The sequence below is a fragment of the Amnibacterium endophyticum genome, from assembly GCF_042680685.1.
Classification (GTDB): domain Bacteria; phylum Actinomycetota; class Actinomycetes; order Actinomycetales; family Microbacteriaceae; genus Amnibacterium; species Amnibacterium endophyticum.
On sequence record NZ_JBHUEA010000009.1, the window covers coordinates 44,487 to 67,232 of the forward strand.

Here is a 22,746-nt window from a genome sequence, read left to right on the forward strand (position 1 = left end):
CTTATCGTAAGCCGCATGAGCACGGCGGAACTCGTGGTGCTCGCGCTCGGTCTGGGGCTCCTCTTCGGGGTCGCGTTCACCCTGCTGCTCCGCACGGCGGTGGACGCGGGCGCGGCGGCGCTCGACGTCCAGTCGACGGCGCTGCCCGACGGGGCCTCCGCGGTGATCGACGCGCTCGTGGAGCCGGCGGTGGTCGTCGACGGCTCCAACACCGTGCTGCAGGCGACCGAGGGCGCGGTCCAGATGGACCTCGTGCACGGCCGGGCGCTCGCGCACCTCGAGCTGGACCGCCTGGCCGACGAGGCGCGGTCCGCGCTCGAGCCGCGTCGCGCGGACCTCGCCCTGCCGCGCGTCCCCTCGGGGCCCCGCACCCTGCAGGTCGCCGCGCACGCCGCGCCGATCGACCTGGGGCGCGTGCTGCTCGTCGTCGAGGACCGTTCCGACGCCGTGCGGCTCGAGGCGATGCGCCGCGACTTCGTCGCGAACGTCAGCCACGAGCTGAAGACGCCGATCGGCGCGGTCTCGCTGCTCGCGGAGGCGCTCGACACGGCCGCCGAGGACCCGGAGCGGGTCCGCCGGTTCGCCGCGCGGCTGAGCGCCGAGTCGGCCCGGCTCGGCGCCCTCGTGCAGGAGATCCTCGCCTTCACCCGGCTGCAGGACACCGATCCGCTCGCGGACGCCCGCCCGGTCGCGCTCGACGACGTGATCGCCGCCGCCGCCGACCGCAACCGCGTCGCCGCGGACGCGCACTCCGTCGCCGTCGTGGTGGGCAAGCGCACCGGCCTGCACACGCGCGGCGACGCCGCGCAGCTGACCACCGCCGTGCAGAACCTGGTCGCGAACGCGGTCGCCTTCGCGCCGCCGCGCACGCACGTGGGCATCGGGCTGCGCGCCCGGGACGGCGTCGTCGAGATCGCCGTCTCCGACCAGGGGCAGGGCATCCCGGAGGAGGAGCAGGACCGCGTGTTCGAGCGCTTCTACCGGGGCGACCAGTCCCGCACCCGGCAGACCGGCGGGTCGGGTCTCGGGCTCAGCATCGTCAAGCACGTGGCCGAGAACCACGGCGGGGACGTGCGGGTGTGGTCCCGCCCCGGCCGAGGCTCGACCTTCACCATCCGGCTGCCAGAGGAGGCGGTGCCGGTCGTCCAGCGGCCGCGACGCCGCGAGAAGGAGCGCACATGACCGTGATCCTGCTCGTCGAGGACGAGCCGGCGATCGCCGAGCCGCTGGAGTACCTGCTCGAGCGGGAGGGGTACGAGGTCGCCGTCGCGGCCGACGGCGGGGAGGCCCTCGCGCGCTTCGGCCGCGGCGACGTCGACCTCGTGCTGCTCGACCTGATGCTGCCGGTGCTGAGCGGCACCGAGGTCGCGAAGCGCATCCGCACGTCCTCCGACGTGCCGATCATCATGCTGACGGCGAAGGACGCCGAGATCGACAAGGTCGTCGGCCTCGAGCTCGGCGCGGACGACTACGTCACCAAGCCGTACTCGAGCCGCGAGCTGCTCGCCCGCATCCGCGCCGTGCTCCGCCGCCGCGTCGAGTCCGTCGACGCGGCCGGCCCCGACGTGCTCCGCTCCGGTCCGGTCAGCCTGGACGTCGACCGGCACGCGGTGTTCGTGCACGGCCGGGAGACCGCGATGCCGCTCAAGGAGTTCGAGCTGCTCGAGCTGCTGCTCCGGAACGCGGGCCGCGTGCTCACGCGCGGGCAGCTGATCGACCGGATCTGGGGCTCCGACTACTTCGGCGACACGAAGACGCTCGACGTCCACGTGAAGCGCATCCGCGCGAAGATCGAGGAGGAGCCGGCGGAGCCCCGCCTGCTGCTGACCGTCCGCGGCCTCGGCTACCGCTTCGAGGACCTGGCCGCGGAGCCTTGATCGGCCTCCGGCGGCCGGGGCCCGATCAGCCCTCGCCGGCCGAGGGGCTCGGGGTCGGCTCCGCGGTGCTCGACTCCGACGGCGAGGGCGACTCGCCGACCGGCAGGCCGCCGACGGACGCGGACGGGGTCGGGACGAGCGGCTGGTACTCCGGGAGGCTGCCGTCCAGCACGGGCACCTGCAGCGAGACGGGGTCGGCGCTGCCCGTCGAGAAGCCCACCGGGAAGAGCGCGCCCGGCGTCAGGTCGACGTCCGTGAGCCGCACCGAGCGCGCCCGGGTCGTGACCTGCGTCTCGGCCTGCGCGTCGACGTTCGGCCGCAGCGAGAGCACGCCGTTCGCCGGCACGCTGACCCGCGTGGTCTCCGTGCCCGTCGCGGTGGAGTAGCGCAGCGTCACTGACGCGGGCGAGTCGCCCGTGTTGGAGAGCACGCCGAGCATGGTTGCCACGTCGCCCTCCGAGCTGAGCAGCAGCACGTTGCGGATCTGCACGTCGCCGACCTGGCCGTTGATGCCGTCGCTCGGGGTGTAGGTGCGGACGGTCTGCTGCGGGGTGACGAACATGCACCCGGACAGGGCGCCGGCCACCAGCGCGGTGACGGCGGCGGTCGCCGCGAATCGCAACCTCACGGTGCGCACCTCTCGTCGATCTCCTCGCTCCGACGGGTCCGCGGAACCGGTCGGAGCCTAGCGGACGAGGCCCGTCGCCCGGCCGAGCAGCGCCCCCGTCGCGCTGCCGTCCGAGCCCCCGTCGGAGGGCCCGTGATAGGATGGAGGCCGCTTTTCGGAGGGACATCCATGCAGTTCGAGGTCGGCGAAACCGTTGTCTACCCCCATCACGGCGCCGCCAAGATCGTCGAGGTCAAGAAGCGCACGATCCGCGGTGAGGAGAAGGTCTACCTCAAGCTGAACGTGGCGCAGGGCGATCTCACCATCGAGGTCCCGGCGGAGAACGTCGATCTCGTGGGCGTCCGCGACGTCATCGGCAAGGAGGGCCTCGACCGCGTGTTCGAGGTGCTGCGCACCCCGTTCGTGGAGGAGCCGACGAACTGGTCCCGCCGCTACAAGGCGAATCTCGAGAAGCTGGCCTCCGGAGACGTGATCAAGGTGTCCGAGGTCGTCCGCGACCTCTGGCGCCGCGACCAGGACCGCGGCCTGTCCGCGGGGGAGAAGCGGATGCTCGCGAAGGCGCGGCAGATCCTCATCTCCGAGCTCGCGCTCGCGGAGAAGACCGACGAGGAGCAGGCGTCGACCGTGCTCGACGAGGTGCTCGCCTCCTGACCGTCGCGGTCGTCGTCGCGGCGGGCGACGGGACCCGGCTCGGTGCCGGGATGCCGAAGGCCCTCGTGCCGCTGGCCGGGCGGACGCTGCTCGCCTGGGCGCTCGACGGGGTGCTCGCGGCCGACGTGGACCGGGTCGTGGTCGCGGCGCCGCCGGGGCGGGTCGACGACGTCGAGCGTGGCGTGGCGGGGCTGCCCGCCGTCGTCGTCGCGGGCGGCGCCGACCGGCAGGCGTCGGTCCTCGCCGCCCTCGGGCACGTGGCGGACGACGAGGTCGTTCTCGTGCACGACGCGGCCCGCCCGCTGACGCCGCCGTCGGTCTTCGACCTGGTGCGCGCCGAGGTGGTCCGCACCGGCGACGGGGTGATCCCGGCGCTGACCCCGGCGGACACGATCAAGCGCCTCGCCGGCGACGCGGTCGTGGAGACGGTCCGCCGCGCCCTCCTCGCGGCGGTGCAGACGCCGCAGGGGTTCCCCGCGGGGGCCCTCCGCCGGGCGCTCGAGTCCGCGGACGCGCGGCACACGGACGACGCGGCGGCGTTCGCGGCCGCCGGGCACCGCGTCCGCGTGGTCGAGGGGAGCCCGGACGCCTTCAAGATCACGACGCGGTGGGACCTGCGGCGGGCCGAGCAGCTGCTCGCACCGCCCGCGGCCACCCGCTCCGGGCTCGGCATCGACGTGCACGCCTTCGCCGACGACCGGCCGATGCGGCTCGGCGGGCTGCAGTGGCCGGGGCCCGGTCTCGCCGGGCACAGCGACGCCGACGTCGTCTGCCACGCGATCGCCGACGCCCTGCTGTCGGCGGGCGGGCTCGGCGACCTCGGCAGCCGCTTCGGCACCGACCGCGCCGAGGAGGCCGGGCGGGCGGGCCTCGACTTCGTGACCCGGTCGGTCGCGCTGCTCGCCGAGGCGGGGTTCGCCCCCGTGCACGTCGCGGTGCAGGTCGTGGGGAACCGGCCGAGGATCGGTGCGCGGCGGGCGGAGATGGAGGCGCTGCTCACCGCCGCCGTCGGCTCGCCGGTGTCCGTGTCGGGCACCACGACCGACGGGCTCGGGCTCACGGGACGCGGCGAGGGGGTCGCGGCGGTCGCGACCGCGCTCGTCGCGCCCGCCCCCGTATCCTTTCGACGGTGACCGTCCGGCTCTACGACACCCGGTCCCGCGCGCTGCAGGAGCTGGTCCCGGTCGTGCCGGGGCGGGTGGGCCTGTACGTCTGCGGTCCGACCGTGCAGTCCTCGCCGCACATCGGCCACCTGCGCAGCGCGCTCTCCTACGACCTGCTGCGGCGGTGGCTGACGTACCGCGGCCTCGACGTGGTGCTGATCCGCAACGTCACGGACGTCGACGACAAGATCCTCGCCTCGTCCGCCGCCTCCGGCGCCGCGTGGTGGGCGCACGCCTACCGCGTCGAGCTCGAGTTCGCAGCGGCCTACCGGGCGATCGGCGTGCTCGAGCCGACCTACGAGCCGCGCGCCACGGGGCACATCGGCGAGATGGTCGCGCTGATCGCCCGCCTCATCGACTCGGGTCACGCCTACGCCGCCGACGACGGGTCGGGCGACGTCTGGTTCGACGTCGGGTCCTGGCCCGAGTACGGCGTGCTCACGCGGCAGCAGGGCGACGACCTGATCGGCGGTCAGGACGAGGGTCGCGGCAAGCGCAGCCCCCGCGACTTCGCGCTGTGGAAGGGCCACAAGCCGGACGAGCCCGCGACCGCGCAGTGGCCGGCGCCGTGGGGCTCCGGCCGACCGGGCTGGCACATCGAGTGCTCCGCGATGGCGGAGCGCTACCTCGGCGCGGAGTTCGACGTGCACGGCGGCGGCCTCGACCTGCGCTTCCCGCACCACGAGAACGAGCTGGCCCAGTCGGGCGCCGCCGGCAGCCCCTTCGCCCGCCTCTGGGTGCACAACGGGCTCGTGACGGTCGCCGGCCAGAAGATGTCGAAGTCGCTCGGCAACTCCGCCTTCGCCGCCGAGCTCCTGGGCGCCGCGCGCCCGGTGGTCGTCCGCTACGCGCTCGCGGCGGCCCACTACCGCTCCGACCTCGACCACCACCCCGGTGCGCTGATCGAGGCGGAGGAGGCGGTCGCGCGCATCGAGCGCTTCGTCGAGCGGGCTGAGGCGGCAGGCGCCACGGCGACGGCCGCGCCGGTGCCCGAGGCGTTCGCGGCGGCGATGGACGAGGACCTGAACGTGCCGCAGGCGCTCGCGGTGCTGCACGAGACGCTGCGCCGCGGCAACCAGGCGGTCGACGCGGGGGAGCCGGACGCGGCCGGGCGCGCGCTCGCCGAGGTGCGGGCGATGACGGGCGTGCTCGGGGTCGACCCGGTCGCGCAGCCGGGTGCGGGGGACGCCGCCGCCGGGGCGCTCGACGCGCTCGTGCAGCGGCTCCTCGACGAGCGGGCCGCCGCGCGGCGCGCGAAGGACTGGGCCGCCGCGGACCGCGTGCGGGACGAGCTGGCCGCCGCGGGCATCGCGCTCGAGGACGGCGCGGACGGGACGAGGTGGAGCATCGATGGCCGGTGATTCGAGACGGCGCAGCCCGAACCTGAAGGGCACCAAGGTCGGCAGCGGAGGCCGCGGGCGCAAGGCGCTGGAGGGGAAGGGCCCGACGCCGAAGGCGGAGGACCGCGAGTACCACGCCGCGCACAAGCGCAAGCGGGCCGCCGAGCGGCTCGCGGAGAAGCGCGGGCAGGGTGCGCCGCGGCAGGCGCCGCGGGCTCGGAAGGCGTCCGGCGACGAGATCGTGACGGGGCGCAACGCGGTGCTCGAGGCGCTGCGCGCGCGCATCCCCGCCACGACCCTCCACCTCGCCGCGCGCATGGAGGTGGACGACCGCGTCCGCGAGATCCTGTCGATCGCGAACCGGCGGGACCTGCCCGTGCTCGAGGTGATGCGGCCCGAGCTGGACCGGCTGACCGGCGGCGACCTGCTGCACCAGGGCGTCGCCCTGTCGGTGAAGCCGTACGAGTACGCGCACCCGTTCGACCTGCTGGAGGGTGCGACGCCGGCGCTCGTCGTCGCGCTCGACGGCGTGACCGACCCGCGCAACCTCGGCGCCATCATCCGCTCGGTCGGCGCGTTCGGCGGCAGCGGCGTCGTGCTGCCGCAACGGCGCTCCGCGGGCGTGACGGCCGCCGCCTGGCGGTCGTCGGCCGGGGCGGTCGCGCGGGTGCCGGTCGCGATGGCGTCGAACCTCGCGCAGACGGTCACCGCCTACAAGCAGCGGGGCGTCTTCGTGATCGGCCTCGACGGCGACGGCGACGTCGCCCTGCCGTCCTTCGAGCTGGCGGACCGGCCGCTGCTCGTGGTCGCGGGCAGCGAGGGCCAGGGGCTCTCCCGCCTGGTGCGCGAGCTGTGCGACCAGATCGTCTCCATCCCGATCGGCCGCGCCACCGAGTCGCTGAACGCGTCGGTCGCCACCTCGATCGCGCTCTACGCGATCGCCACGACCCGCGCCGCCTCCGAGTAGCCCCGCGGAGCCCGTCAGCAGGATCCCTGCCCTCGAGCAGGAGATCTGCCCGTCCGATCCACTGCTCGAGGGCAGGGGTCCTGCTGAAGGGCAGGCGGGGATCCTGCGGGGTGATCGCGGGATGGGGAGGAGTCCGCTCCTCCCCAGGTCATGAGCGGGCGGGATCCTGGATCCGAGGAGCAGATCCCGTCCGCCGGCCCTCCGGGCGGGCCAGGGTTCTCGGCATGGGCACGTTCTCGTTCTTCACGACCGCCGAGCTCCGAGCGCTCGGGGAGACGAAGCAGTCGATCCGGGCGTCCATCGAGTGCGGGGAGAGGTTCCGCGTCATCGACGGCTGGTACGGCACCTCGAGCACGCCGCAGGAGGCCGTGCTCGCCATGAGGATGGGAGGGCGGGTGGGCTGCGTGTCGGCGCTCCGGCTCCACGGGGCGTGGTGCCCGCCCGACAGCGGCCTCCACGTCTTCTTCCCGCCTTCGGCCTCCGGGCGCAGATCCGCCGGCAGGGATCAGGGCGTCGGGGTCGTCCGGCACTGGCACGGACGGCAGATGGCGGGCGGCTCGGCCTTCGCGGTCCCGCCCATCGATCTCGCGCTCCGCGACGCCCTCGAGTGCCAGCCGCCGCACATGCTCGTCGCCGTCCTCGACTCGTTGCTGCGCCGGCGGCTGATGTCGCGCAACCGGTTGGAGGCGCTCGTGCGGCGCGGCCCGGAGCGCAACCACCATCTCCTGACGCACCTCGATGCCCGAAGCGAGTCGGGGACCGAGTCGATCCTCCGGTACCGGCTCGCGGTGAGCGGCATCTCGACGTCGATCCAGGTGGTGCTGCGCAGCCGGGACCGCCTCGACCTGGAGATCGACGGCTGGCTCGCGATCGAGGCGGACGGGCGCGAGCACCACGCTCAGCAGGAGGCGTTCACTCGCGATCGCGCCCGGGTGGTCCGGGTCATGCGGGAGGGACGGATCGTCCTGCAGTTCTCCTACGCGGCGATCGTCTACCGCTGGCGGGAGGTGTTCGACGCGATCGTGGCGGTGATGGCGCAGCACGCGCCGGTCGCGCCGTGAGCGCCCTGCAGCAGGATCTCCGCCCTCCAGCAGGTGGGCTGACGGGCAGGGATCCTGCTGGAAGGCAGCGATCCTGCTGCAGGAGACGGGCGCCGGTCAGACGGTGGCGCGCCAGTCCTCCGGGCCGGCGCTGATCCGGGTCGGCACCGCGAGACCGCCGGTGACGGGCTCGAGGAGCGCGGCCTCGTCGCGGCGGTGCCGCAGGATCTCCTCGACGTAGGAGTTCAGCGCCTCGGCCAGCGGCACGTCCCGCGACTGGCGCTCCGACATGAACCAGCGGTGCTCGAGCACCTGGTGGAAGATCTCCGCGGACTCGAGCTTCCCCCGCAGCTCGCGGGGGATGGCGCGGATCACGGGCTCGAAGACGCCCGCGACCCACTCGTGCGCCGCCATCTCCTCGTCCAGGTGGCCCTTGCCGAAGGCGTGCCGCCACTGGTCGAGGTCGTTCAGCAGGCGCCGCGCCTGGTTCTCCTCCGCGTCCAGCCCGGTCAGGCGCAGCAGGCGCCGGGTGTGGTGCCCCGCGTCGACGACCTTCGGCTGGATGACGACCTCGCTGCCGTGCTCCGCGGTGCGGATCGACAGCTCCTCGATGTCGAACCCCAGCGTGTTCAGCCGGTCCACGCGCTGGTTGATCCGCCAGCGCTCGGCCGACGAGAAGGATTCGCGGCCCGTCAGCTCGTTCCAGAGCATCCGGTACTGGCTGACGATGCGCTCGGAGGTCACGAGGGGATCGAGGTCCTCGTCCACGTGCCCGCCCGCGGCCAGGTCCATCAGCTCGCCGGCGATGTTCACCCGGGCGACCTCGAGGTCGTTCTCCCGCTGCCCCTTCGACAGGCCGCCCTGGTACAGCTTGCCCGTCTCCGCGTCGACCAGGTACGCGGCGAAGGCGCCCGCGTCGCGCCGGAAGAGCGTGTTGGAGAGCGACACGTCGCCCCAGAAGAAGCCGATGACGTGCAGCCGCACGAGCAGCAGCGCGAGGGCGTCCGCCAGCCGGGTCGCGGTGTCCGGGCGCAGCATCTGCGAGAAGAGCGCGCGGTAGGGCAGCGAGAACCGGAGGTGCCGGGTGACGAGCGCGGTCTCCAGGGGCGCACCGTTCTCGTCGGTGCGTCCCTGGATGACCGCGAGCGGCTCGACGCACGGCACCTCGAGGCGCTGCAGCGTCCGGAGCATGTCGTACTCGCGCTGGGCGAGGTCGGCCGACGTCTCCTTGACCGCGATCACGTACCCCGAGAGGTTCGCGAAGCGCACGATGTGCCGCGAGATGCCCTTGGGCAGCGCCGCGATGTGCTCGCTCGTCCACTGCTCGAGGGGGAGCGACCACGGCAGATCCAGCAGAGCCGGATCCACCGTGGCCGCGGTGATGGAGAGGGACTCCCCGAAGGCGTCGCTCAAGCCGTGACGGCGGCGGACAGGCGCTCGCCGGACTCGACGTCGAACACGTGCGTGTGGTTCTGCGCCGGGTGCAGGTAGACGACGTCGCCGACCTCGGGGTGCTGACGGCCGTCGACCCGCGCCACGATGTCGATGCGGCGGCCGCTCATGTCCGCGTGGCCGTAGAGGTAGCCGTCCGCGCCGAGCTCCTCGACGAGGTCGACCGTCACGGGCAGGCCGTCGCTCTTGGACGTGCCGACCTCGAGGTCCTCGGGCCGCACGCCGACCGTGACCTGCTTGCCGCTCGAGGCGCTGATGACCTCGCGCGTGAGCGGGAGCGTGGTGCCGCCGAAGGCCACGCCCTCGTCGGTCAGGTCCGCCGGGAACAGGTTCATCGCCGGGCTGCCGATGAAGCCCGCGACGAAGACGTTCGCCGGGCGCTCGTACAGCTCGCGCGGCGAGCCGACCTGCTGCAGGATGCCGTCCTTCAGCACGCAGATGCGGTCGCCCATCGTGAGCGCCTCGGTCTGGTCGTGCGTGACGTACACGGTGGTGACGCCGAGGCGGCGCTGCAGCGAGGCGATCTGCGTGCGCGTCTGCACCCGCAGCTTCGCGTCGAGGTTCGACAGCGGCTCGTCCATCAGGAAGACCTGCGGCTGGCGGACGATCGCACGGCCCATCGCGACGCGCTGGCGCTGACCGCCCGAGAGGGCCTTCGGCTTGCGGGCCAGGTACGGCTCGAGGTCGAGCAGCTTCGCGGCCTCCTGGACGCGGGTGGCCCGCTCGTCCTTGTTGACGCCGGCGATCTTCAGGGCGAAGCCCATGTTCTCGGCGACGGTCATGTGCGGGTACAGCGCGTAGTTCTGGAAGACCATCGCGATGTCGCGGTCCTTCGGCGGGATGTCGGTCACGTCCTTGTCGCCGATGTAGATGTGGCCGTCGTTGACCTCCTCGAGGCCCGCGAGCATGCGCAGGGAGGTCGACTTGCCGCACCCGGAGGGGCCGACGAGCACGAGGAACTCGCCGTCCGCGATGTCGAGGTTGAGCGAGTCGACGGCGGCGCGGGTGCCGCCCGGGTAGAGCCGCGTCGCGTGGTCGTACGTCACGGTCGCCATTGCTGTTCTCCTTCACCGGCAGGTACGTGCCGGACGATCCGTAGTGAGGATGACCAGTCGGTCATGCCGGTGCACCGTCGCATCGGCGGATGGAGTATCCCACGTCGCCGCGCCGCCGGTCGAGCGTCTTGGGCGATCCTCAGGGCGCCGGGCACGCCGTCATCGACACGCCGATTACGCTGCATCGCCGTGTCGCCACCCGTCGGCGCACGTGGAGGGATGGGATGTCGAACGCCCCGAGGCAGTCGAAGAACGAGCGGCGCGACGCCGCGCGCGAGAAGGCGCGCCAGGAGCGGGTGCGGCAGCAGAAGCGGGAGAAGCGCAACCGCGCGGTCCTGCAGGTGTCGATCGGTGCGGTGATCATCGCGATCGTGGCCGTCGTCGCGGTCATCATCGTCAACTCCGTGCGGCCGCCGGGACCGGGTCCGGCGAACATGGCGAACGGCGGCATCACCCTCGAGGGGCCCCAGCTGACCGCCGTGCGGACGCCGGCCGCCGCCGCCAGCGCCACCCCGTCGCCGGAGGCGACCAGCAGCGACGGGAAGGTCCGCATCCAGATCTTCGAGGACTTCGCCTGCCCGTACTGCAAGCAGTTCGAGGACAGCAACGGGCCGCAGGTCGAGGAGCTCGTGAAGAGCGGCGCCGCGATCGTGCAGTACTACCCGGTGGCGATCCTCGACCGCCTCTACCCCGACAAGTACTCGACCCGCGCCGCGAACGCGGCTGCCGCGGTCGCCAACTGGTCGCCGAACGAGTGGGAGGCGTTCCACACGCGGCTGTACGCGATCCAGCCCGAGGAGGGCGTGGCCACGTCAGGGCCGTCGGACGACCAGATCATCGCGGTGGCGCGCCAGGTCGGCGTGAAGAACCTCGACCAGGTCAGCCAGGCCGTCAAGGACTCCCGGTTCGACGCCTGGGTGACCGCGAGGACGGCGGAGTTCACCGAGAAGCGCGGCGCGCTGCAGGGCGCCGCGCTGCCGCCCAGCTGGGGCGGCAGCACCCCGACGGTGCTCGTGAACGGGCAGTACTACACCGGTGCCCCTTCCGACACCGCCGCGTTCGGGGCCTTCGTCACCTCCGTGGGCGGGACGACCGGGGCCACTCCGACGCCCACCCCCACGCCCAGCGCCTCGAAGTGAGCCGGCGGCGGGGCGGCGCCGACGCGCCGCCCCGCCGTACGCTTGAGGCCACGCCGGGATAGCTCAGTCGGTAGAGCGCCGCCCTTGTAATGCGGATGTCGTCGGTTCGATTCCGACTCTCGGCTCCAGTGTTCATGGGCTTCGATCCGCGGGCGGATCGAAGCCTGTGCTGCTTCGCAGGCCCTGAGGCGGGCCTGCGCTTCGCAGCGCTGCGGTCGGGTCCGGTGGGCGGGCGGATCGAAGCCTGTGCTGCTCCGCAGGCCCTGAGGCGGGCGTGCGTCTCGCAGGGGCCGGAGACGGCGGAGGGCGCCTCGGCCTGAGCCGAGGCGCCCTTCGTGCGGATCAGTCCTGCTTCGCGTCGCCGTCGAACGCCAGCGAGACCGAGTTCATGCAGAAGCGGTCGCCGGTCGGCGTCTGCGGTGCGTCGTCGAACAGGTGGCCGAGGTGGCTGCCGCAGGTCGCGCACAGGACCTCCGTGCGGACCATGCCCCACGTCCGGTCCTGCTTCAGCTCGACGGCGTCGAAGCTGACCGGCTCGTAGAACGACGGCCAGCCCGAGCCGGAGTCGAACTTCGACGTCGAGGTGAACAGCGGCGCCGCGCACGCCTTGCAGCGGAACAGACCGGGCCGGTGCTCGTCGAGCAGCGCGCCCGACCAGGGCCGCTCGGTGGCGGCCTCGCGCAGCACCTTGAACTCGTTCGGGTCGAGGGCGGCTCGCCACTCGGAATCGGTCTTGGTGATCTCGTACGCCATCTGCGCTCTCCTCCGGGGCTCGAACGGGCACGGGCGGCGGGACACGACACGCCGCTTCCGTCGTCGGAGGATCCAGCGCTTCTAGCATCCCTCTTATTCCCCCGAACACGGGGGAGCGGACGTACGCGGAGAGGATCGGAAGCCAGATGGACGAACCCCGACCGCAGCCGTCCGAGGAGCCGGGCGCCGGGCCCGAGCTGTCGTCCCGGGACCTCGCCGTCCTCGCCTTCGAGCGCGCCTGGTGGCGCCGCGGAGGGCGCAAGGAGGAGGCGATCCGGGAGGAGTTCGGCATCTCGGCGGCCCGCTACTACCAGCGGCTCGGAGCGATCATCGAGACGCCCGCAGCCCTCCGGGAGGACCCCATGCTCGTGAAGCGCCTGCAGCGCCTCCGCGATGCTCGAACGGTACGGCGCGCCGATCTGCTGCGCCGGCACTCGAGCTGAGCGCCACCGGAGCCGTGCCGATCACCATCGGCGCGGGGAGCAGAGCAGGCCGGAGCCCCGCCGCCGCCAGCGCAGCCCGCCCGCGCGACCGCTTCGACGACGTGCCGGCGGATCTCGCCCGGGTCGGCGCGCACCGCGCACCGGTCCGTCGGCGCGGTCTGGCCACCTTCGGCTGGGCCGCGCTCGCGACGGGCGCGCTCGTCGCCGTCGGCGTGCTCGGGCTCGGATTCATCGAGGGCCGGGTGGGTGCGGCCGAGACGCCGCTGAACCCGGTGTCGGCCGCCGCAGCCGGGCCGGCTGCCACGGTCGACCCGGGCGCGAAGGTCGCGGTGCTGAACGCGACGACCACGACCGGCCTCGCGGCCTCCGCCTCCCGGGTGCTGCAGGGCGACCGGTGGAACGTGGTCTCGACCGCCAACGCCGACGTGCAGGACAGGACGACGTCGACCGTCTACTACGCGGAGGCCGATCAGCTCGGCGCTGCGAAGGGCCTCGCGAAGTCGCTCGGCATCGAGCGGACCGCGAAGACGGACCGCTTCGGCGCCCCCGGCTCGCAGCGGCTCACCGTGGTGCTCGGCAGCGACTGGAGCCCGAAGGGCTGATCCGCGGCCGCCGTGTTTCGCCGCCGTTACGAACGTGTTGAGATGCGTCGCCGATCGGCTCGACGGGCCGTCCGGGCCCTTCCGGCGCTGCTTTGATGGCGCGCATCGGGCCTCGCGCCCGCCCGCGCGATCGAGGAGCAGCACCGCATGACCAGCGGCACCGTCAAGTGGTTCAACGCCGAGAAGGGTTACGGGTTCATCACCCTGGACGGCGGGGCGCAGGACGTGTTCGTGCACTACAGCGCCATCGACATGACCGGCTACCGCTCGCTCGCCGAGGGGCAGCGGGTCGAGCTCGAGGTCGGGTCCGGGCAGAAGGGCCCGCAGGCGGAGGGCGTCCGCCCCGTCTGATCCCGAGGGGTCGTAGCGGGCCGCCGCGCGGCGCCGGGATGAGCGGCTGCGTGATCGCTGAGGGCTGAGCGCGCCGCAGGTCCGTCGGCTTGCAGTCGCCGGGGTCGACTGCCAGGATTGGTGATTGGCACTCGGTCCTGCCGAGTGCCAGGCGGCCGGTGAGGCGCCCGATCAGGGCACCCCCGCCGCCGGCTTCCATCCGTCACCGTCCAGGGAGGACGAGAACACCTATGGCGAAGATCATTGCCTTCGACGAGGAGGCCCGCCGCGGCCTCGAGCGCGGCCTGAACACCCTCGCCGACGCCGTGCGCGTCACGCTCGGCCCGCGCGGCCGCAACGTCGTGCTCGAGAAGAAGTGGGGCGCCCCCACGATCACGAACGACGGCGTCTCCATCGCCAAGGAGATCGAGCTCGAGGACCCCTACGAGAAGATCGGCGCCGAGCTGGTCAAGGAGGTCGCGAAGAAGACGGACGACGTCGCCGGTGACGGCACGACCACGTCCGTCGTGCTCGCCCAGGCGCTGGTGCGCGAGGGCCTCCGCAACGTCGCCGCCGGCGCCGACCCCATCAGCCTGAAGCGCGGTATCGACAAGGCCGTCGCGGCCGTGTCCCAGGAGCTGCTCGACGGCGCCAAGGAGGTCGAGACCAAGGAGGAGATCGCCGCGACCGCGAGCATCTCCGCCGGCGACCCGCAGATCGGCGAGATCATCGCCGAGGCGATCGACAAGGTCGGCAAGGAGGGCGTCGTCACCGTCGAGGAGTCGAACACCTTCGGCACCGAGCTCGAGCTGACCGAGGGCATGCGCTTCGACAAGGGCTTCCTGTCGCAGTACTTCGTCACCGACGCCGACCGTCAGGAGGCGGTGTTCGAGGACCCGTACATCCTGATCGTCAACAGCAAGGTCTCGAACATCAAGGACCTGCTGCCGATCGTCGACAAGGTGATCCAGACCGGCAAGCAGCTGCTGATCATCGCCGAGGACGTCGACGGCGAGGCGCTCGCGACCCTGATCGTCAACAAGATCCGCGGCATCTTCAAGTCCGTCGCCGTCAAGGCGCCGGGCTTCGGCGACCGCCGCAAGGCGCAGCTGCAGGACATCGCGATCCTGACCGGCGGCCAGGTCATCAGCGAGGAGGTCGGTCTCAAGCTCGAGAACGTCACCCTCGACCTGCTCGGCCAGGCCCGCAAGGTCGTCATCACCAAGGACGAGACCACCATCGTCGAGGGTGCGGGCGACGCCGAGCAGATCGCCGGCCGCGTGCAGCAGATCCGCAACGAGATCGACAACACCGACAGCGACTACGACCGCGAGAAGCTGCAGGAGCGTCTCGCCAAGCTCGCCGGCGGCGTCGCCGTCATCAAGGCGGGCGCGGCGACCGAGGTCGAGCTGAAGGAGCGCAAGCACCGCATCGAGGACGCCGTGCGCAACGCGAAGGCGGCCGTCGAGGAGGGCATCGTCGCCGGCGGCGGCGTGGCCCTGATCCAGGCCGGCAAGCGGGCGTTCGAGAAGCTCGAGGTCACGGGTGACGAGGCGACCGGCGCGAACATCGTCAAGGTCGCCGTCGAGGCGCCGCTCAAGCAGATCGCGCTGAACGCCGGTCTCGAGCCGGGCGTCGTCGCCGAGAAGGTGCGCGGCCTCGAGTCGGGTCACGGCCTGAACGCCGCGACCGGCGAGTACGTCGACATGCTGGCCGCCGGCATCAACGACCCGGTGAAGGTCACCCGCTCCGCGCTGCTGAACGCGGCGTCGATCGCGGGCCTGTTCCTCACCACCGAGGCCGTCGTCGCCGACAAGCCGGAGAAGTCCGCCGCCCCCGTGGGCGCGGACGCCGGTGCGGGCATGGACTTCTGATCCAGCGCTGAACCACGGCAGGGGCCGGGCACCTACGGGTGCCCGGCCCCTGCTGCGTCTGCGGGACATTTCGACCGCCTGCTGACCAGGCGGCCCACTGTGGTGCGGCGGGGACGCACACGGATGCGGCGCGGGGCCGGGACGCAGGGCATGCAGCCTTCAGCCGGGGGCCGAAGCCGACGCGGCGTGCGCCGGGTCGGTGCGGAACGGAGGACGTGTTGCGGAACGGAGGACGATTCGACCGAATTCGTCCTTCGTTCCACGATCCGTCCTCCGTTCGACACGCTGGTCCCGGCGTCCCGGCGTCCCGGCGTCCCGGCGTCCCGGCGTCCCGGCGTCCCGGTGTCCTGGCGCTGTCGCAGCAGCGCGGAGCGCCGCTCAGCCGAAGAGGCGGGCGTTCGCCAGCTCCGTCTCGACGTACTGCTGACCGGCCAGCCGCAGGGCGCGGTCGATCGAGGCCAGCACCTCCTCCACGCTCGTCTGCGTGGTGCGCCACTGCTGGACGACGCCGTGGAAGGCGACCGCGGCGGCGCCCGTCCAGACGCCCTGCAGACCCTCCAGCTGGCCGTGCAGGGCGGACACCTCGCCCTGCAACCGAGCGACGGTGCCGCTGATCGCCCCTGCCGCGGCCGTGACGGCCTCGCTGTCGACGGTGAACCTGGTCACGGGTGACCCCCTTCTCGCCGCCCCGGGCGGGCGGATCGGGGCGTCACGCTAGGAGGCGGAGACGTGCTCCTCGGCCGGATCCGACTCGTCGTCCGTCTCCGGCTCGGGATCGGGGCTGTGGAGGAGCGGAAGCGCCACGCGGAAGGTCGCGCCGCCACCCGCGGTCTCCGAGATCCCGATCGTGCCCTGGTGCGCCTGCACGATCGCGGCGACGATCGCGAGACCGAGCCCGCTGCCGCCCGTGTCGCGCGTGCGCGAGGAGTCGGCGCGCCAGAAGCGCTGGAAGATCTTCTCCCGCACCTGCGGCGGGATGCCCTCGCCGTGGTCGATCACCTCGAAGACGGCGAGGGAGCGGACGCGGTCGGCGTAGGCGGCGATCTCGATGGGGGAGTCTGCGGGGGTGAACCGGATGGCGTTGCCGATCAGGTTCGTCAGCACCTGCCGCAGCTTGTCCTCCTCGGCGAACACGACGGGCCGGGTCGAGCCGCTGACCTGCACGGCGTCGACCGGCTCCGCCTCGCCCCCCTCGCGCATCTTCCGTCGCTGACGCAGCAGCCGTGCCGACGCGAGGCGCAGGGACGCGGTGACGCTCGCGGCGTCGCCGGCGCCGGCGCCACGACGGAACAGCCGGCTCGTGGTGACCGCGGCGACCGCGTCGGCGTCCGCGGACGGCACGGGGCGGAGGATCTCGAGCGCGCCCGTCTGCTGCTCGGGATCGTGGCCGATGACGCGGATCGTGCGGCCGGGCGCGAGGGCGCGGGCGTCGAGCGCCGCGTCGTGCGCCAGCGGCAGCAGCTCGACCTCGGTGCGCTTCAGCTCGCGCGCCTCGTCCAGCCGGGCGAGTGCGAGGAGGTCCGACACGAGCGCGCCGAGCCGCACCGCCTCGCGCTCGATGCGGTCCATGGCCTGCCCGACGTCCTCGCGGGACTGCAGCGCGCCCATCCGGTACAGCTCCGCGTACCCGCGGACCGAGACGAGCGGGGTGCGCAGCTCGTGGCTCGCGTCCCCGACGAAGCGGCGCATCTGGTCGATCGTGCGCGCGCGATCCGCCAGGGCGCCGTCGATCTGGTTCAGCATCCGGTTGAGCGAGCGGTTCAACCGCCCGACCTCGGTGTTCGGCGTCGCGTTGCCGAGCCGCTGCCCGAAGTCGCCGTCCGCGATCGCCGCGGCCGTCCGCTCCACCTGCCGCAGCGGGGCGAAGGTCGACGACACGAGGATTCGCGTCAGCACCGCTCCGACCACGACGACCGCGAGGCCGAACAGCACGAACAGCGTGAGGAGCTGGCTGACGACGTTGTTCACGCCCTGCAGCGGCAGGCCGAGCACGGCGAGCGTGCCGTCCCCGAGCGGCTTGACGGCCATCCGGTACTCGGGGGAGCCGTCGTCCGCGTGGATCGTGAACGCCTGCAGCGGGCGCGCGTCGCGGATCTCGCCGCGGACCTCCACCGCCTCCGGCACCAGCTGCTGCCACCGCGGGTTCGCGCGGATCACGGCGCCGTCGCCGTCGAGGTGCGCGAACACGAACTGGGTCGCCGCGGCCATCTCGTCGTTCGCGACCGTGTTCGCGTTCACCGACTCCAGTGTGCTCACGATCTGCCGGTCCGAGTCCGTGAGCAGGTAGGACCGCAGCAGGCTGAGGCTGCCGGCGCCGGACGTCGCGAGCCCGAGCGTGAGCACGAGCACCGTGACGGCGGTGATCTTGGTGCGGAGCGAGATCCCGTTCCACCGGTCGGACAGCGTCGACAGCATCGTGCGCATCATCCTGACGGGTGAATCGTGGAGCGCGCTGCGCCCCTCGTGTCGATCGGCCGAGCGATCAGACCTTCGCCGCCTTCAGCATGTAGCCGAAGCCGCGCTTGGTCTGGATGATCGGCTCGGTCGAGTGGGCGTCGAGCTTGCGGCGCAGGTACGAGATGTACGACTCCACGATGCCGGCGTCCCCGTTGAAGTCGTACTCCCACACGTGGTCGAGGATCTGCGCCTTGGACAGCACGCGGTTCGGGTTCAGCATCAGGTAGCGCAGCAGCTTGAACTCGGTGGGGGAGAGCTCGATCGCCTCGGCGCCCACGGTCACCTCGTGCGTGTCCTGGTCCATCGTCAGCTCGCCCGCGCGGATGACGGCGTCCTCCTCCGCGTGCATCGTGCGGCGCAGGATCGCCTTGATGCGCGCGACGATCTCGTCGAGGCTGAACGGCTTCGTGACGTAGTCGTCCCCGCCGACGGTGAGGCCGGTGATCTTGTCCTCGGTGTCGTCCTTCGCCGTGAGGAACAGGATCGGCGAGGTGTAGCCGGAGGCGCGCAGCCGCTTCGTGACGCCGAACCCGTTCATGTCGGGGAGCATCACGTCGAGGATGATCAGGTCCGGCTCCTCCTCGAGGACCGCCGAGATCGCCTGCGCGCCGTTGCTCACGGCGCGGACCGCGAAGCCGGCGAACCGGAGGCTCGTGGTCAGCAGGTCACGGATGTTCGGCTCGTCGTCGACGATGAGGACGCGGGGCTGATCTGAGGCCATGGCGCACAGTTTCTGCGCGATTTCTGAGCACTTCCTGACACTGCTCCGGGTGCATCCGGCGCGCGCCGGACCTGCCGCCGGTGGGGCGCCTGTGCGCGGGGTCTCAGCGGGCCCGGCGGACCGCCACGACGACGACGAGCGCGATCACGAGCAGCAGCCCGATGGTCAGCCCGGGCAGCGGCAGCAGGGTGAGGACGGCGAGGCCGCCGGTCCGGAAGGCCGAGTCGGGCACGCCGGCCGCGTGGAGGATCAGGATCGCGACGACCGAGATCGCGGACAGGCCGATCAGGGCGAAGGCCATCGCGGCGAGCACCCGCTGCGCGCGCGGCACCTCGGTCCTCCGGTCGCCGCGCTCCGCCACGCCCCGAGGCTATCGGCCGGACCGGCCGCGCGACGGACCGCCGGTAGCATGGACCGGCCGAAACCGGCTCCCACCCGCTCCCGCTCCAACCCAAGAGGTCACGATGCCCACCGGCAGGGTCAAGTTCTACGACGACGTCAAGGGGTTCGGCTTCATCGCCGCCGAGGACGGTTCCGAGGTGTTCCTGCACGCGTCCGCGCTGCCGCAGGGCACGAGCGTGAAGAAGGGCAGCCGGGTCGAGTTCGGCATCGCCGACGGCCGGCGCGGCGCCCAGGCGCTGTCCGTGCGGGTGCTCGAGCAGCCGACCACGATGGCGAAGATGGCCCGGCCCTCGGCCGAGGACATGGCGGTCCGGGTCGAGGACCTGATCAAGTGGCTGGAGCGCGCGGGGAACGACCTGCGGCACGGCCGCTACCCCGACCAGGCGCGCGGGCAGCAGGTCGCCGCGGTCCTGCGCCGCGTCGCGGACGACTTCGACGCGTGACCGACGAGGAGCGCGTCGAGCTGGCCCTGACGGCGCTGGCGGAGGTCGTCGACCCCGCTGCCGTCGGCCCGCTGGTCGACGCCGGAGTTCCCGCGCCGGGCGTGATCGACCTGCGCTTCGCCGCGGTCATGCCGGGCTACGTCGACTGGTTCTGGACGGTCTCGACCTCCGACCTCGAGGGCGTCGAGCCGACGGTGCTCGAGCTCGAGCTGCTCCCCGGCGAGGGCGCGCTGGTCGCGCCGGCCTGGGTGCCGTGGGAGGAGCGGCTCGCCGAGTGGCGGCGCAGCCACGCCGACGAGCCCGACGAGGACGAGGGCGACGACGACGAGGACGACCTCGACGAGGCCGATCTCGACGAGGACGACGACCTGCTGGACGACGACGTGGACGTCGACGCCGCGGCGGACGAGGAGCCGGGCGACCGCTCGGTGTGACCGGGAGGCGCCCTACGCCAGGCGCTCGACGACGTGGTCGATGCAGGCGATGAGGGCCCGCACGTCCTCCGTCGGCACCGAGGCGAAGGTGCCGATCCGCAGCTGGTTGCGGCCGAGCTTGCGGTACGGCTCGGTGTCCACGATGCCGTTCGCCCGAAGGGTCGCCGCGATGGCGGCGGCGTCCACGCCCTCGAAGTCGACGGTGACGACGACGGGGGAGCGGTCCTCGGGCCGCGCGACGAAGGGGCGCGCGTACGGGGCCGCCTCGGCCCAGTCGTAGAGCAGCGACGAGGACGCGGCCGCGCGGCCCGCCGCCCAGGCGAGGCCGCCCCGGTCGAGCATCCAGCCCAGCTGCTCGTCGAGCAGCACGAGCGTCGCGAGCGCGGGCGTGTTCAGCGTCTGGTCGAGCCGCGAGTTGTCGAGCGCGGTCTTCAACGACAGGAACTCGGGGACGTAGCGGTCGCTCGCGGCGATCCGCTCGATGCGCTCGACGGCGGCCGGGGAGCAGAGCGCGAGCCAGAGCCCGCCGTCGGAGCCGAGGTTCTTCTGCGGCGCGAAGTAGTAGACGTCGGCCTCGGCCGCGTCGAAGTCGATGCCGCCCGCGGCGCTCGTGGCGTCGACGACCGTGAGCGCGCCGTCCGCGCGCACGCGGCGCACGGGAGCGGCGACCCCGGTCGAGGTCTCGTTGTGCGGCCAGGCGTAGACGTCGACGCCCTCCAGCGGCTCGGGCTCGGCGCGGGAGCCGGGCTCGGCCCGGCGCACGTCGGGGGCATCGAGCCAGGGCGTGCGGGCGGCCGCGGCGAACTTCGCGCCGAACTCGCCGTAGGCGCAGTGCTGGCTGCGCCGCTCGATCAGCCCGAACGCGGCGGCGTCCCAGAAGGCGGTGGAGCCGCCGTTGCCGAGGAGCACCTCGTAGCCGTCCGGTGCGCCGAGCAGCCGCGCCACGCGGTCCCGGACCGACCCGACGAGCGCGCGGACCGGACGCTGCCGGTGCGACGTGCCGAGCAGGGTCGTGCCGGCGGCCGCGAGCGCCTCGAGCTGCGCCGGTCGGATCCGCGAGGGGCCGCAGCCGAACCGGCCGTCGGCGGGCTTCAGGTCGGCCGGGATGACGAGGTCGATCACGGGCACCAGACCCTAGCCGGGGCCGTCGGAGCGCCTCCGTAGACTGGGCACCGCCTTCGCGAAGGGGAGGAACGCGCGTGACCGATCTCGTCGACACCACCGAGATGTACCTGCGCACGATCCTCGACCTCGAGGAGGAGGACATCGTGCCCCTCCGCGCGCGGATCTCCGAGCGCCTCGGCCACTCGGGCCCGACCGTCTCGCAGACGATCGCGCGCATGGAGCGGGACGGCCTCGTCGTCGTGTCCGGCGACCGGCACCTCGAGCTGACCGACGCCGGGCGCACGAAGGCCGTGCACGTGCTGCGCAAGCACCGCCTGGCCGAGCGGCTGCTGTCCGACGTGATCGGGCTCGAGTGGCAGTACGTGCACGACGAGGCCTGCCGGTGGGAGCACGTGATGAGCGAGCAGGTCGAGCGGCGGCTCGTCGAGCTGCTCGGGAACCCGACCGAGTCGCCGTACGGCAACCCGATCCCCGACCTCGACGACCTCGGCACCTCGCCGTCGGTGCGCTTCCTCGACGGCGTCGTCTCGCTGGTGCCGCACATGCGCAGCCGGGAGGAGCCGGCCGAGGTCGTCGTGCGCCGGCTCGGGGAGCCCGCCCAGTTCGATCCCGACCTGCTCGCGGACCTGAAGGCGACCGGCGTGATGCCCGGAGCGCGCGCCGTCGCCGAGCGGACGTCCGGCGGCGTGCGGCTCGCGGTCGACGGGTACGACGAGACGATCGAGCTGCCGGACGAGGTGGCCGTCCACGTGTTCGTCGAGCGCTGAGAACCCTCCACTTCGACTCGAAGGTCATCCGCGCGTCGCACGGCCGTGCCGTGAGCGTTTCGTTACCGTGACCCCTGCTTCCCGGGGGTTCCGAACCCCGGGGCGACGACTCGCTGGGGGTGCGGGATGGCGATGGGTGAGGACCGGGTGGGGCCGAGCGCCCATGACGGCCGGGCGAGGTCGGCGCCGAGGCGCAGCCGCTCGAGGACGGCGCTGTCCGCCGTGGTGATGACGATCGCGGCCGGGCTCGTGGCGACGATCGCGCTGCCGTCCTACGCGGTGAACCCGCTGGACCGCAACGAGCCGAAGGTCGAGGCCAGGTCCGTCACCGAGACCGGTCAGCAGCGCTTCGAGGCGACCGCGGAGGCCGCGACGGCCGAGCTGCAGCGCGACAAGTTCACGGCGACGTCCTCGGCGGTGCTGCTGCGCCGCCAGTACGCCGCGCAGTTCGCCTACGACGGGCCGAGCGCCGCGGACTACCTGAAGAACCCGGACCACCCGCCGTTCAGCCTGCAGGCCGTGTACAACCGGGGTCTCGACTACCTCGGCGTCCCCTACGTGTTCGGCGGCGCCGACCCGAGCGGCTTCGACTGCTCCGGCTTCATCATGTACGTGTACGCGCAGTTCGGCGTCGCGCTGCCCCACTCCGTCACCTCGCAGGACGCGATCGGGCAGACCATCAGCCCGGAGGACGCGCAGCCGGGCGACGTGGTCATCTTCAACGACCACTCGCACGACGGCTTCTACGCGGGCGACGGCAAGATCCTCCACGCCCCCTACCCCGGCGCGCGGGTGCGGGTGCAGCAGCTGTGGACGAGCAACGTCCACTTCGTCCGCTTCGGCATCTGAGCCTCCGCGAGGCGGGGCCGCGCGAGCGCCGCACGTGTCCGGCGCGTGAACGCGCGGTCACGACCGGGGAACGACGGGCACGCGGCGTCCCCGCAGTCCCCTAGCCTGACGCCGAAGGACATCGGCGGGAGGTCGTCGTGACGCGGACGGGCAGCAGGAGGGGGCGGTCCACGCCCGCGCTCCCGCTGCGCGAGCGCCATCATCTCCACGCCATACCGCCGTCGAAGCGTCGTG

Annotated in this window: 25 protein-coding genes and 1 tRNA gene; 17 read left to right on the top strand and 9 right to left on the bottom strand. The window is 72.8% G+C overall.

Features of this window, described 5'->3' with window-relative positions; genetic code table 11:
* The first annotated feature begins 15 nt into the window (after nucleotides 1–15).
* The gene (locus tag ACFSBI_RS07490) at nucleotides 16–1,182 is read left to right on the top strand and encodes a sensor histidine kinase (RefSeq protein WP_377933584.1); all 1,167 of its coding nucleotides are present in this window, start codon (nucleotides 16–18) and stop codon (nucleotides 1,180–1,182) included.
* The gene (locus ACFSBI_RS07495) at nucleotides 1,179–1,877 is read left to right on the top strand and encodes a response regulator (protein ID WP_377933585.1); all 699 of its coding nucleotides are present in this window, start codon (nucleotides 1,179–1,181) and stop codon (nucleotides 1,875–1,877) included. Before ACFSBI_RS07490 ends, ACFSBI_RS07495 begins: the two co-directional genes overlap by 4 nt.
* 25 nt (nucleotides 1,878–1,902) lie before the next feature.
* Here ACFSBI_RS07495 and ACFSBI_RS07500 read toward each other — a convergent pair whose 3' ends face one another.
* Nucleotides 1,903–2,505: a hypothetical protein gene (locus ACFSBI_RS07500; protein ID WP_377933587.1), complete on the bottom strand. Its 603-nt coding sequence runs from the start codon at nucleotides 2,503–2,505 to the stop codon at nucleotides 1,903–1,905.
* 168 nt (nucleotides 2,506–2,673) lie between these two features.
* On the opposite strand from ACFSBI_RS07500, the gene ACFSBI_RS07505 reads away from it, so the two are divergent.
* The 5 genes from ACFSBI_RS07505 (at nucleotide 2,674) to ACFSBI_RS07525 (ending at nucleotide 7,687) form a co-directional block, all read left to right on the top strand.
* Nucleotides 2,674–3,156: a CarD family transcriptional regulator gene (locus tag ACFSBI_RS07505; RefSeq protein WP_377933588.1), complete on the top strand. Its 483-nt coding sequence runs from the start codon at nucleotides 2,674–2,676 to the stop codon at nucleotides 3,154–3,156.
* Nucleotides 3,153–4,289, top strand: coding sequence for a 2-C-methyl-D-erythritol 4-phosphate cytidylyltransferase (gene ispD / locus ACFSBI_RS07510; protein ID WP_377933706.1), 1,137 nt, complete (start codon nucleotides 3,153–3,155; stop codon nucleotides 4,287–4,289). The genes ACFSBI_RS07505 and ispD overlap by 4 nt, the downstream gene beginning before the upstream one ends.
* Nucleotides 4,286–5,680, top strand: coding sequence for a cysteine--tRNA ligase (gene cysS, locus ACFSBI_RS07515; RefSeq protein WP_377933590.1), 1,395 nt, complete (start codon nucleotides 4,286–4,288; stop codon nucleotides 5,678–5,680). The genes ispD and cysS overlap by 4 nt, the downstream gene beginning before the upstream one ends.
* Entirely contained in the window at nucleotides 5,670–6,626 is a 957-nt protein-coding gene (gene rlmB, locus ACFSBI_RS07520; RefSeq protein WP_377933591.1) for a 23S rRNA (guanosine(2251)-2'-O)-methyltransferase RlmB, read from the top strand. Before cysS ends, rlmB begins: the two co-directional genes overlap by 11 nt.
* Nucleotides 6,627–6,850: 224 nt before the next feature.
* Nucleotides 6,851–7,687 carry a hypothetical protein gene (locus ACFSBI_RS07525; RefSeq protein ID WP_377933593.1) on the top strand — a complete coding sequence of 279 codons (837 nt, stop codon included), beginning with the start codon at nucleotides 6,851–6,853 and terminating at the stop codon, nucleotides 7,685–7,687.
* A 96-nt stretch (nucleotides 7,688–7,783) separates the two neighbouring features.
* On the opposite strand, the gene ACFSBI_RS07530 is transcribed toward ACFSBI_RS07525, so the two are convergent.
* Both ACFSBI_RS07530 and ACFSBI_RS07535 read right to left on the bottom strand, forming a co-directional pair.
* The gene (locus tag ACFSBI_RS07530) at nucleotides 7,784–9,079 is read right to left on the bottom strand and encodes a DUF4032 domain-containing protein (RefSeq protein ID WP_377933595.1); all 1,296 of its coding nucleotides are present in this window, start codon (nucleotides 9,077–9,079) and stop codon (nucleotides 7,784–7,786) included.
* On the bottom strand, nucleotides 9,076–10,173 hold the full coding sequence (locus ACFSBI_RS07535) for an ABC transporter ATP-binding protein (RefSeq protein ID WP_377933597.1): 1,098 nt from the start codon (nucleotides 10,171–10,173) through the stop codon (nucleotides 9,076–9,078). The genes ACFSBI_RS07530 and ACFSBI_RS07535 overlap by 4 nt, the downstream gene beginning before the upstream one ends.
* A 224-nt stretch (nucleotides 10,174–10,397) precedes the next feature.
* Between ACFSBI_RS07535 and ACFSBI_RS07540 the strand changes: the two genes are divergently transcribed.
* Nucleotides 10,398–11,312: a DsbA family protein gene (locus tag ACFSBI_RS07540; RefSeq protein WP_377933599.1), complete on the top strand. Its 915-nt coding sequence runs from the start codon at nucleotides 10,398–10,400 to the stop codon at nucleotides 11,310–11,312.
* 52 nt (nucleotides 11,313–11,364) lie between these two features.
* Nucleotides 11,365–11,440, top strand: a tRNA-Thr gene (locus ACFSBI_RS07545).
* Nucleotides 11,441–11,654: 214 nt separating this feature from the next.
* Here the strand turns inward: ACFSBI_RS07545 and msrB are convergent.
* Nucleotides 11,655–12,065, bottom strand: coding sequence for a peptide-methionine (R)-S-oxide reductase MsrB (gene msrB / locus ACFSBI_RS07550; protein WP_377933600.1), 411 nt, complete (start codon nucleotides 12,063–12,065; stop codon nucleotides 11,655–11,657).
* Nucleotides 12,066–12,211: 146 nt separating this feature from the next.
* Between msrB and ACFSBI_RS07555 the strand changes: the two genes are divergently transcribed.
* The 4 genes from ACFSBI_RS07555 to groL all read left to right on the top strand — a co-directional run bounded on the left by ACFSBI_RS07555 (nucleotide 12,212) and on the right by groL (nucleotide 15,314).
* Entirely contained in the window at nucleotides 12,212–12,508 is a 297-nt protein-coding gene (locus ACFSBI_RS07555) for a DUF3263 domain-containing protein (protein ID WP_377933602.1), read from the top strand.
* A 14-nt stretch (nucleotides 12,509–12,522) separates the two neighbouring features.
* On the top strand, nucleotides 12,523–13,110 hold the full coding sequence (locus ACFSBI_RS07560; RefSeq protein ID WP_377933604.1) for a LytR C-terminal domain-containing protein: 588 nt from the start codon (nucleotides 12,523–12,525) through the stop codon (nucleotides 13,108–13,110).
* Between the two features lie 147 nt (nucleotides 13,111–13,257).
* Nucleotides 13,258–13,461 carry a cold-shock protein gene (locus ACFSBI_RS07565; RefSeq protein ID WP_377933606.1) on the top strand — a complete coding sequence of 68 codons (204 nt, stop codon included), beginning with the start codon at nucleotides 13,258–13,260 and terminating at the stop codon, nucleotides 13,459–13,461.
* A gap of 230 nt (nucleotides 13,462–13,691) precedes the next feature.
* Entirely contained in the window at nucleotides 13,692–15,314 is a 1,623-nt protein-coding gene (groL, locus tag ACFSBI_RS07570; protein ID WP_377933608.1) for a chaperonin GroEL, read from the top strand.
* A 378-nt stretch (nucleotides 15,315–15,692) separates the two neighbouring features.
* Here groL and ACFSBI_RS07575 read toward each other — a convergent pair whose 3' ends face one another.
* From ACFSBI_RS07575 to ACFSBI_RS07590, 4 genes are all read right to left on the bottom strand, one after another.
* A complete protein-coding gene (locus tag ACFSBI_RS07575; protein ID WP_377933609.1) occupies nucleotides 15,693–15,980 on the bottom strand; it encodes a WXG100 family type VII secretion target in 288 nt (95 codons plus the stop codon).
* 48 nt (nucleotides 15,981–16,028) lie between these two features.
* Entirely contained in the window at nucleotides 16,029–17,729 is a 1,701-nt protein-coding gene (locus ACFSBI_RS07580; protein WP_377933611.1) for a sensor histidine kinase, read from the bottom strand.
* A gap of 67 nt (nucleotides 17,730–17,796) precedes the next feature.
* Nucleotides 17,797–18,492 (bottom strand): response regulator transcription factor, encoded by a 696-nt coding sequence (locus ACFSBI_RS07585; RefSeq protein ID WP_377933613.1) that lies wholly within the window; start codon nucleotides 18,490–18,492, stop codon nucleotides 17,797–17,799.
* Between the two features lie 103 nt (nucleotides 18,493–18,595).
* A complete protein-coding gene (locus ACFSBI_RS07590; protein ID WP_377933615.1) occupies nucleotides 18,596–18,853 on the bottom strand; it encodes a hypothetical protein in 258 nt (85 codons plus the stop codon).
* 103 nt (nucleotides 18,854–18,956) lie between these two features.
* Between ACFSBI_RS07590 and ACFSBI_RS07595 the strand changes: the two genes are divergently transcribed.
* Nucleotides 18,957–19,337, top strand: a complete 381-nt coding sequence (locus ACFSBI_RS07595) for a cold-shock protein (RefSeq protein WP_377933617.1) — start codon at nucleotides 18,957–18,959, stop codon at nucleotides 19,335–19,337.
* On the top strand, nucleotides 19,334–19,771 hold the full coding sequence (locus tag ACFSBI_RS07600) for a DUF3027 domain-containing protein (RefSeq protein WP_377933619.1): 438 nt from the start codon (nucleotides 19,334–19,336) through the stop codon (nucleotides 19,769–19,771). Before ACFSBI_RS07595 ends, ACFSBI_RS07600 begins: the two co-directional genes overlap by 4 nt.
* Nucleotides 19,772–19,783: 12 nt before the next feature.
* On the opposite strand, the gene serC is transcribed toward ACFSBI_RS07600, so the two are convergent.
* Entirely contained in the window at nucleotides 19,784–20,893 is a 1,110-nt protein-coding gene (serC, locus tag ACFSBI_RS07605) for a phosphoserine transaminase (RefSeq protein ID WP_377933708.1), read from the bottom strand.
* Between the two features lie 77 nt (nucleotides 20,894–20,970).
* Here serC and ACFSBI_RS07610 point away from each other — a divergent pair, with 77 nt between their 5' ends.
* On the top strand, nucleotides 20,971–21,663 hold the full coding sequence (locus ACFSBI_RS07610; protein ID WP_377933621.1) for a metal-dependent transcriptional regulator: 693 nt from the start codon (nucleotides 20,971–20,973) through the stop codon (nucleotides 21,661–21,663).
* A 132-nt stretch (nucleotides 21,664–21,795) separates the two neighbouring features.
* Nucleotides 21,796–22,512 carry a C40 family peptidase gene (locus ACFSBI_RS07615; RefSeq protein WP_377933623.1) on the top strand — a complete coding sequence of 239 codons (717 nt, stop codon included), beginning with the start codon at nucleotides 21,796–21,798 and terminating at the stop codon, nucleotides 22,510–22,512.
* Nucleotides 22,513–22,746 lie beyond the last annotated feature (234 nt).